The sequence below is a fragment of the Rhodobacter sp. P2_H5 genome (assembly GCF_056403335.1).
The window spans coordinates 450,051-459,359 of sequence record NZ_JBFUFS010000001.1; the positions used below are offsets into that span (position 1 = coordinate 450,051).

A 9,309-nucleotide genomic window follows, 5' to 3' on the forward strand; every position below is an offset into this window, starting at 1 on the left:
TCCGGTAGGATGGGCAATTTGCCCATCTTCCAGACCTCAGCCCTTGGCCACCACCCAGTCCAGCATCCGCGTCGGCAGGAGCCGCCGCGCCAGGCCGGCAATCCGGGTCGGCACTGTCACGGCATAGCGCGCCTTGGGTCTGCGCGCCTCCACCGCATGGATCAGCGCCTTGGTCACGGCGGAAGGCGGCAGCTGGAACCGGTCCGGCCCGCCTGCGGCATAAAGCCTGTCGCGCAGCTTGGTGTAATGTGCGCTGCGGACCGAGCCTTGCCAGTCGATCCAGCGTTCGAAATGCGGTATGGCGTTTTCGCGGATCTTGGTGCCGATCGGCCCCGGCTCGATCAGGATCACCTTGATCCCCTGATCGCGCATCTCCAGCCGCATCACATCGCTCAAGCCCTCCAGCGCGAATTTCGTCGCCACATAGGCGCCGCGCCACTCCGCCCCCACGATCCCCAGCACCGAGGAGCAGTTGACGATCCGCCCGCCGCCTGCCGCCCGCAACAGGGGAATGACCTGCCGCGTCAGGTCATGCTGGCCGAACAGATTGACCTCGAAGATCGCCCGCAAGGCACCGCGCGGCAGATCCTCGACCAGACCGGGGCAGGCGAAAGCGCCGTTGTTGAACAGGACGTCCAGCTTGCCACCCGTGCAGGTGGCGACCTCGGCCACCGCCGCCGTCACACTCGCCTCATCGGCATAATCCAAGACGAAGCTTTCCAACCCCTCACCCTGCAGCCGCACGCAATCTTCGGGCTTGCGGCAGGTGGCAAAGACCCGCCAGCCCCGCGCCTTCAGGCCATGGGCTGCGTCGTAACCGATGCCCGAGGAGCATCCGGTGATCAGGATCGTGCGCGTCATCAGGGGTCCTTGCCTTGGCCTTGTGCCGGGCAGGTCTAGCAGAAGCCGCCGCGCCGCCAACCGCTATTCCCGCAACAGGCTCGCCGCAACCCAGGCTTCGCCGCCATCATCGGTCCGGATCCGGGTCCAGCCGGGGGCCGAGGTCTCGTCGAGCACCATCACCACAAACCCGGCTTTCAATGTGCCGAGCTTTGCAAAACGCGTCCCCGGCCCCTCGCGCACCGTCGCCCCGGCGGGCGCGCGCATCAGGCGGATCACTTGCGCCTCGGGCGCGGGCTGGGGCAGGGAAAGCGACACGCCGGTGGCGGGGGCGGCGCTTTGCTCCTCCCCAGTTTGCGCCCCGATCTGCGGCGTCTCGGAAGCCGGTTGCACGGCGGGCTGGACAGCAGGTTGCGCCGCAGGAACCACCGCTGGCAAGGCGGCGGGTTTGGCCGGCGTGGCACCAGCCGGCAGGCCGGTGGTGGATTTGGCCGGCACGAAGACCGGCCGCGCGGCGGGGGCTGCGGCGGCGTCCTCCTGCGGGCGCGGCGGGTGGATATACTGGCCATGATCCTCGCCCAGAAACCACAGGGCGGAGAACAGGAACACAGCCAGGGCGGTCAGAAGTCGAATCATTCAAAGACCTTGAATCTGGGTGTGCCGCACTTTGCGCACCCGGTGCCCGCAAGCGGGCATTGTAGGCAAGGCACGGGCCACAGCCCGCCCCCGCCCGCGAAATCGCACTGGACCCCTTGGCCGCAGCGCACTACAGAAAGCCTCATGTCCGATACGCACGACGACGATCTCCCTGACGGCGCGCCCCCCGAGGCTCCCGTCCCCGCCCTGCGCAGCGAGCCTCTGGCCCGCGCGATTGGCGAACGTTATCTGACCTATGCCCTGTCGACGATCATGCACCGTGCGCTCCCCGATGCGCGCGACGGGCTGAAGCCCGTTCACCGCCGCATTCTCTATGCCATGCGGGAGTTAAGGCTTTCATCGACCGGTGGGTTCCGCAAGTCGGCAAAAATTTCTGGCGATGTGATGGGAAACTATCACCCGCACGGCGATGCTGCAATTTATGATGCGATGGCGCGCCTCGCCCAGGACTTCAACGTGCGTTACCCGCTGGTCGATGGCCAGGGCAATTTCGGCAATATCGACGGCGACAACCCCGCCGCCGCCCGCTACACCGAAGCCCGCCTGACCGCCGTGGCCGAGGCGCTGATGGAAGGTCTGGCCGAAAACGCCGTCGACTTCCGCCCGAACTACGACGGCACGCTGGAAGAGCCGGTGGTGATGCCCGCCGCCTTCCCGAACCTTCTGGCCAATGGCTCCTCGGGCATCGCCGTCGGCATGGCGACCAATATCCCGCCGCATAACCTGGATGAACTGATCCTCGGCTGCCACGCCCTGTTGCGTGACCCCGACACCACCGATGACCAGCTGGTCGCCCTCATCCCCGGCCCCGATTTCCCGACCGGCGGCGTCATCGTCGAAGACCGCGCCACCATCCTCGACAGCTACCGCACCGGCCGCGGCTCCTTCCGCACCCGGGCGAGGTGGGAGATCGAGGATCTCGGCCGTGGCATGTGGCAGATCGTCGTCACCGAGATCCCCTATCAGGTCGCCAAATCCAAGCTGATCGAGCGTCTGGCCGAGCTGGTGAACCTCAAAAAGGTCCCCCTACTCGCCGATGTCCGCGACGAGAGCGCCGACGATATCCGCATCATCCTGGAACCGCGCTCCCGCACGGTCGAGCCTGACCAGCTGATGGCCGCCCTGTTCCGCAATTCCGAACTGGAATCGCGCTTCTCGCTCAACATGAACGTGCTGATCGACGGCAAGGTGCCGAAAGTCTGCTCGCTGAAAGAGGTGCTGCGCGCCTTCCTCGACCACCGCCGCGACGTGCTGAAGCGCCGCAGCCAGCACCGCGTGGACAAGATCGACGCACGTCTGGAGATTCTCGCCGGTTTCCTGATCACCTTCCTCAACCTCGACCGCGTGATCGACATCATCCGCTATGATGACGACCCCAAGCGCGCCCTGATGGCGGAAAACTGGGACAAGAAGCACAAGCGCGCCACGTCAGAGCGCGACTACGTCCCGCCGGCCGCAGGCCAGGGCCAGCTGAACGAGGTGCAGGCCGAAGCCATCCTCAACATGCGCCTGCGCAGCTTGCGCCGCCTGGAAGAGATGGAGCTGATCGCCGAACGCGACGCCCTGATCGCCGAACGCGCCGAACTGGCGACACTCCTCGCCTCCGATGTCGCGCAGTGGCAGCGCATCGGGACCGAACTGGAGGAGATCCGCAAGGCCTTCGGCAAGGACACCAAGGCCGGCCGCCGCCGCACCACCTTTGCCGAAGCGGGCGAGACCATTGAAATCACCGCCGAATCGATGATCGAGCGCGAGCCGATCACCGTGATCTGTTCGCAAATGGGCTGGATCCGCGCGCTGAAAGGCCATGCCGACCTCAGCCTCGAACAGAAGTTCAAGGACGGCGACGCCGCCCGCTTCGCCTTCCATGCCGAGACGACCGACAAGATCCTGATCGTCGCCGCCAATGGCCGCTTCTACACCCTGATGGGCGTGAACCTGCCCGGCGGGCGCGGCATGGGCGAACCGGTGCGCCTGATGGTCGATCTGCCCAACGACACCGCCATCGTCGATCTGATGATCTTCCGCCCCGGCGAGAAGCTTCTGCTCGCTTCCACCGCCGGTGACGGCTTCGTGGTGAACTCGGATGAGGTTCTGGCCCAGACCAAGGCCGGCAAACAGGTGCTGACCGTGGCCGAGGGCGTGAAAACCGCCGTCTGCCGCCGGGTCAATGGCGATCATGTCGCCGTGGTGGGGGAAAACCGCAAGGTCCTGATCTTCCCGCTAACCCAGGTGCCGGAAATGACCAAGGGCAAGGGCGTGCGCCTGCAAAAGTACAGGGACGGCGGGTTGTCCGACGCCACGACCTTCACCCTCGCCCAGGGCCTGTCGTGGAAAGACCCCGCCGGTCGCACAAGGACCGAGACCGAGCTTCTGATGTGGCTGGGCAACCGCGCCGGCACCGGCTCGATGGCGCCCCGCGGCTTCCCGCGCGACAACCGCTTCAACTGACGCCAACCCGACTTTGGCCAACCCGACTTTGTCCAGTGCGACTTTGACTTGACCGCGCCGGATGCCTCCTGCACGATCGGGCGGGTTCAGTGTGTGCAGGGTGATTTCATGGCGAAATTTGTATTTGACCTCCCGAGGGACAGCGGGGGCGCCTATTGGGCTGACGGCTTCGACCTCGGCGGTCTGCTGGGCTTCGTTCCCGCCTCGATTAGCGCGACCAAGATCGTCTGGAGCGTCAGCAACGGCACCATCACCGACACCCTTAGCCTGAGCGGTTCCGGAATCGTGGTGCAAAAGTCGGGAGATCTGATCGTCGACGTGACCAGCGGTTCCCTGTCCGGCATGACTGAGCAGATCGTCGATACCTCGGGCAGGGTCATTTCCGTCACCTTCACCAATCTCAATTCGGACATGAGCACATTCTTCACCTATGTGAGGGAGGCGCGTTGGGACTATCTTCTGAGCTATCTGACGCGCGGCAGCGATCAGATGTTGGGCTCGCGCGCCGGCGACGTTCTGGCCGGTGGTGGTGGCAAGGATGCCTTGTTCGGCAATGGCGGCAATGACATCCTGTTGGGCAACTACGGCGACGACCGGCTGTCGGGCGGCTATGGCCAGGACAGCCTCGATGGCGGCGTCGGCACCGACACGCTGTTTGGCGGCGTCGGCCATGACGTGCTGACCGGCGGCAGCGGGCGCGACCAGTTCGTCTTCAACATGGCGGTGCGGGCCGAGGATTCCGACGTGATCACCGACTTCACCCGCGGTCAGGACCATATCGCGCTATCCTCCAAGGTGATCGGCGGTCTGGGCGCCGCCGGCGTGCTGGATGCCAGCCATTTCGTCGCCGGGGGTGCGACCCGCGCCGATCAGGTGATCCTCTACGACGCGAACTCGGGCTGGGTCTCCTATGACAGCGACGGCAACGGCGCTGCGGCAGCCATCGCACTGGTCCAGATCAAGGTTGGCCTCGACCTTCACGCGACGGATTTTCTGGTGCTGTGATACCGCCCCGTGTTCGGCGGTTCATGGTTAACAAGCCCTGCAAGCGCCGCGCGTAGAGACGGAAGGAAGACAGAGGCAAGACGGAAAGAAGACGCGGGAATTGCCCTGCGTCTCTCTCGTTAAGCCAGCGTTCTGAAGGGTTTAGACCTCGGCCCACATGCGCAGCAGGTTGCTGCGGGTCTTGGTCAGAAGGTCGAACTGCGCCGTCTTGCCCTCACTGGCAAAGCAGGTCTCCACCGCCTGATCGAGGTCAAACAGGATCTCGCGCTGGCCCGGATCGCGGATCTGGCTTTGCACCCAGCCGACCACGGCCAGCCGCTCGCCCCGCGTCACCTCCTCCACCCGGTGGAGGGACGTGGCGGGGTAAAGGATCAACTCGCCGGGGTCGAGCTTGATGGCACGGGCCTCGAAACGGTCCTCGATGATCAGGGCGCCGCCGTCGTAAGTCTCTGGATCTGATAAGAAAAGCGTAAAGGACAGATCGGTGCGCAAGCCCTGCATCACGGCGTCATCGACATGGAGGCCGTAAGTCTGCCCGCTGCGGTAGCGCGACAGGATCAGCCGCGTCATCGCCTTGGGCCTGGCAGCCGAGCGGAACAGCGGGTTCGCCGCGAGCGCCTGTTCGACCTTGGCGAGGATACCGTCCAAAGCGGGGCAAGGCAGGGCCTGATCATTGGCCTTGACCAGGGCCGCATGCCGCCCCGCCGTCGCCCGCCCATCGCCAAACACCAGCCCGGCAGCGGCCTCGCGCAGGGCAAAGACCTCGGCGGCGGACAGGATATTCTCTATGACGATCATAGAGTTACCTGACGGAGGAGGTGACAAGCTCCACCCTTGCCGCAACCCCCAGCAGGATCTGCGGGTCGCCCGCCAGCGGCTTCTCCGCCATCGGGTCGCCAAAGGCGGCATCGGCCTCGCGCGTTGCGGCCAGAGCCTTGTTGGCGGCGGCGGTCCATTTCGGCGTCGCGGCCAGATCCTGCAAGGTTTCGCGCGCAAGGGTGACGAAAGAGCGCGCCTCGTGCCAGGCCATCACGTCATCGACCGCGCCATCCTTGAGGCTGCCTTCATATTCCCCGGCGGCAGCTTTCAGCAGCAGCGTCACCGCGTCAAACCGGGCGCGGGCGTCGGGAGCGGGGGTGGCGGCGATGGCACCGAAGGTCTGGGTCAGGGCGGTAAGGGATTGATCCACCTCGTTTTGTGCTGCGCCCTTGGCCATGGTTTCGGTGAAGGCCGTCACAACGGCCGCCATGTCGGCGGCGTTCTTGGCCGTCATTTCCTTGCCCAGGGTGTCGAGCGTGCCTTCCTCTTGCGGATGGCGTGCGAGCTCGACCGCCAGGTCCTTCTGACCCTTTTCGTACAGATCGCGCGCGGCCAGCATATGGCCCTCGACGATCATCACCTCGGCCAGAACGGCCGCCGCGGGGGTGGCATCCGCCGTCAAACCAGCCTCGCCCGACTCGCCGCCCTCGGCCTGCGCCAACCAAAGGCGCGCGGCGCCGGCGGCCTGCCCGGGCATGGCGAGCGTGATGGGCGCCGGGCGATGGACTTCGGCCATGGCGGGTGTGACGGCAAGCGTGACCGAGGCGACCGCAAGGCTGGTCCAGCGGCGCGGTTTGGTGGCACGGGGTTCGGAAGGGCGGCGGGTCATGGCGGATCCTATTACCAAGTATTATTGTCAGAATAGACCGCCCCGCGCGGCAAGGTCAAGATTGCCCAAGCGTTTTACTTGGGCAATCATCCGTGACGCCTTGCCGGCCCCTTTCAGGCCCGCTGCACCTGCAGCCAGACGCCACCTTCCGGGCGCAGGGTCAGGATCATCACGGGTTTGGGCGCCTTGCCCGGCACCGGGGCAAAGCGGAACCGGGCGAGCAAGGTTGCCAGGATGATCACCGCCTCCTGCAGCGCGAAAGAGGCGCCGATGCAGACGCGGGGGCCATCGCCAAAGGGAAGATAGGTCAGGCGCGGGATGGCTTTGGGGTCGGAAAACCGTTCCGGGTCAAAGGCATCCGGGTTCTTCCAGTGCAACTGGTGCCGGTGCATCGCGTAGATCGGCAGTATCACCGTGTCCTCGGCCCGGATTTCGCGCCCGCAAAGCTCATCGGCCTTTTGCGCTGTGCGCGACAGGAAGGCCGCGGGCGGATACAGCCGCAAAGCCTCGTCCACGATGCGGCGGATCAGGGGCAGGGCGGCCAGGTCGGCAGCGGTGGCGGGGCGGGCGCCGAGCACCGCTTTCGCCTCGTCCCGGGCGTCTTCCTGCACCTTGGGGTCAAAGGCGCAGAGGTAGAGCGACCAGGCGAGGGTCAGAGCCGTGGTCTCGTGGCCTGCGACGATGAAGGTCAGAAGGTTGTCGCGCAACTCGTCCACATCCATCTTGCGGCCGGTGTTCGGGTCTTCACCGGCCATCAGCAGATCAAGAAGATCCGGCACCCCGGTCGAGGGGCGGTGGCGGCGCTGGTCGATCGCGGTGTCGGCCATCGCCTTCATCTGGCGCAGCGCCGGCCCGGAGAACATCCGCCCCGGACGCGGCACCCAGGCGGGCGCGCCGAGGATGTCCAGAAGCGAAATCCGCGCCGTCTTGCTGATGTAATCCTCGATCGCCTGATGCACCCCGGCGCGGTCAAAGCCCTCGCCGCCCGAGAAGGTCACGTCAGAGATCACCTCGAAAGTGGCGGCGACCATCTCGTCGAAGGCGTCGATAGCGCGGCCGGCGGCGGCATCGAAGCGGGCCACGGCGCGGGATGCGGCGGCCGACATCACCGGCGCCAGGGCCGCGATGTTGCGATGCGAGAAGACCGGTGCTGCGGTGCGCCTTTGCCAGCGCCATTCCGCCCCCTCGGCCACGAACATCGAATCCCCGATGGCCGGGCCGAGGATCAGCTTGGTGACCATGGATTTGGGGTAATCCTCCACCCTTTCCCGCAAGATGATGTGGAGTGCGGCGGGGTCCATCACCATATGCCAGCGTTTGCCGGTGGTGCCCGACAGGATCGGGACGCGGGTGGCGATCTCGGGGATCAGCTCCAGCACATTGCGCCGCCCGGCCTGCAGCGAGCCCCAGATGCCCAGGGGTTGGGTGTGCAGCGGCACGCGGACCGGAAGCCGTGCCTCGACCTTGTCCAGCTTGCCCATAGCGCCTCCTGTTCCAAGGCTTTTCCCTGATGACGATATAGTGCCGATCTTGCCCCCGTCCAGCCGCGCGCCAGTTGCCAAGGCGCCACGCCGCCGCTATCTCGGGATGGACCCCCAACGGACTTCCCGCGGGACCCCGGCGCCAAGGAGCCTTGCCCGATCATGACCCTGCCTCGCATGTTGCGCCCTCTTCTGGTCCTGTGCGGACTGTTCCTGTTGGCGGCCTGCGATGCCCATGATGCCGGTGAACCGCCGCGCCCGATGGGGAATTTCGCCCTCGGCCTGAACATCGTGGTCGCCGATACGGCGCAGACCCTGCCGATCTCGCGCCAGGCCAAGCCCGAGGAATGGAAGGCTGTCATGACCCAGGCCATGGCAGACCGCTTCGGCAGCTATTCGGGCGACAAGCTCTTTGACTTCGGCATCTCGATCGACGGTTATGTTCTGGCCCCGCCCGGCGTGCCCATCGTGGCCAGCCCGCATTCGGCGTTGATCTTCACGGTCAACGTCTGGGATGACGCCAAGCAGCAGTTGCTGGTCAAGGGCGGCAAGCGGATGACTTATGTCGAGGGTATCTCGGCGGAAAGCGTGATCGGCTCGGGCTGGACGCAAAGCAAGGACCAGCAGATGAAGAAGCTGGCCTTCAATGCCGCCAAGATGGTGCAGAACTACATGCTGGAACATCCCGAGTGGCTGGGCCTGACGGCGGAACAGATTGCAAATCCCGCGGCAACCCCGCCCGCCACGCCGGCACCGGCCACCGTGGCCGCCCCGGCACCGGTCCCGCCGGCCCCGCCGAAGCTGCCGCCCTCGAAACTGCCGCCGAAACCGGCAGAGATCTCGCCGCTCCTGCTTCTGGGCCCCAGCCTGCCGTAACGGCGGCTGGTGCCTTCTGGCCTTGATTTTCCTTCGCTTCCGGCTTAAGTCGCCGCGCGTGGAAATCGGGGTCCCTGCGGCCCCCCCAATCCGAGGGCACCCCATGGGTAAGGCAAAGTTTGAACGGAACAAGCCGCACGTCAACATCGGCACGATCGGCCACGTTGACCACGGCAAGACGACGCTGACCGCTGCGATCACCAAGTATTTCGGCGAATTCCGCGCTTACGACCAAATCGACGGCGCGCCGGAAGAGCGGGCCCGTGGCATCACGATCTCGACCGCCCACGTCGAATACGAGACCGAAGCCCGCCACTACGCCCACGTCGACTGCCCCGGCCACGCTGACTA

General features: G+C 65.8%; 9 protein-coding genes. 4 read left to right on the forward strand and 5 right to left on the reverse strand.

The window, feature by feature from the left end:
- Nucleotides 1–36: 36 nt before the first annotated feature.
- Both AC1DVR_RS02090 and AC1DVR_RS02095 read right to left on the reverse strand, forming a co-directional pair.
- Complete coding sequence (locus AC1DVR_RS02090; RefSeq protein ID WP_477998861.1) at nucleotides 37–861, reverse strand: SDR family NAD(P)-dependent oxidoreductase; 825 nt, start codon at nucleotides 859–861, stop codon at nucleotides 37–39.
- Between the two features lie 63 nt (nucleotides 862–924).
- The gene (locus AC1DVR_RS02095; protein ID WP_477998862.1) at nucleotides 925–1,476 is read right to left on the reverse strand and encodes an SH3 domain-containing protein; all 552 of its coding nucleotides are present in this window, start codon (nucleotides 1,474–1,476) and stop codon (nucleotides 925–927) included.
- Between the two features lie 144 nt (nucleotides 1,477–1,620).
- On the opposite strand from AC1DVR_RS02095, the gene parC reads away from it, so the two are divergent.
- Together parC and AC1DVR_RS02105 are read left to right on the forward strand one after the other, a co-directional pair.
- Nucleotides 1,621–3,948, forward strand: a complete 2,328-nt coding sequence (gene parC / locus AC1DVR_RS02100) for a DNA topoisomerase IV subunit A (RefSeq protein ID WP_477998863.1) — start codon at nucleotides 1,621–1,623, stop codon at nucleotides 3,946–3,948.
- A 108-nt stretch (nucleotides 3,949–4,056) separates the two neighbouring features.
- Nucleotides 4,057–4,953: a calcium-binding protein gene (locus AC1DVR_RS02105; RefSeq protein WP_477998864.1), complete on the forward strand. Its 897-nt coding sequence runs from the start codon at nucleotides 4,057–4,059 to the stop codon at nucleotides 4,951–4,953.
- A gap of 141 nt (nucleotides 4,954–5,094) precedes the next feature.
- On the opposite strand, the gene AC1DVR_RS02110 is transcribed toward AC1DVR_RS02105, so the two are convergent.
- From AC1DVR_RS02110 to AC1DVR_RS02120, 3 genes are all read right to left on the reverse strand, one after another.
- Nucleotides 5,095–5,751, reverse strand: a complete 657-nt coding sequence (locus AC1DVR_RS02110; protein WP_477998865.1) for a Fe2+-dependent dioxygenase — start codon at nucleotides 5,749–5,751, stop codon at nucleotides 5,095–5,097.
- Nucleotides 5,752–5,755: 4 nt separating this feature from the next.
- Nucleotides 5,756–6,601 (reverse strand): hypothetical protein, encoded by an 846-nt coding sequence (locus AC1DVR_RS02115; RefSeq protein WP_477998866.1) that lies wholly within the window; start codon nucleotides 6,599–6,601, stop codon nucleotides 5,756–5,758.
- A gap of 113 nt (nucleotides 6,602–6,714) precedes the next feature.
- On the reverse strand, nucleotides 6,715–8,082 hold the full coding sequence (locus AC1DVR_RS02120) for a cytochrome P450 (protein ID WP_477998867.1): 1,368 nt from the start codon (nucleotides 8,080–8,082) through the stop codon (nucleotides 6,715–6,717).
- A gap of 162 nt (nucleotides 8,083–8,244) precedes the next feature.
- Here AC1DVR_RS02120 and AC1DVR_RS02125 point away from each other — a divergent pair, with 162 nt between their 5' ends.
- Entirely contained in the window at nucleotides 8,245–8,958 is a 714-nt protein-coding gene (locus AC1DVR_RS02125; protein ID WP_477998868.1) for a hypothetical protein, read from the forward strand.
- Between the two features lie 103 nt (nucleotides 8,959–9,061).
- Nucleotides 9,062–9,309 (forward strand): GTP-binding protein (locus tag AC1DVR_RS02130; RefSeq protein ID WP_477998869.1); only part of this gene is annotated, 248 nt, incomplete at its 3' end.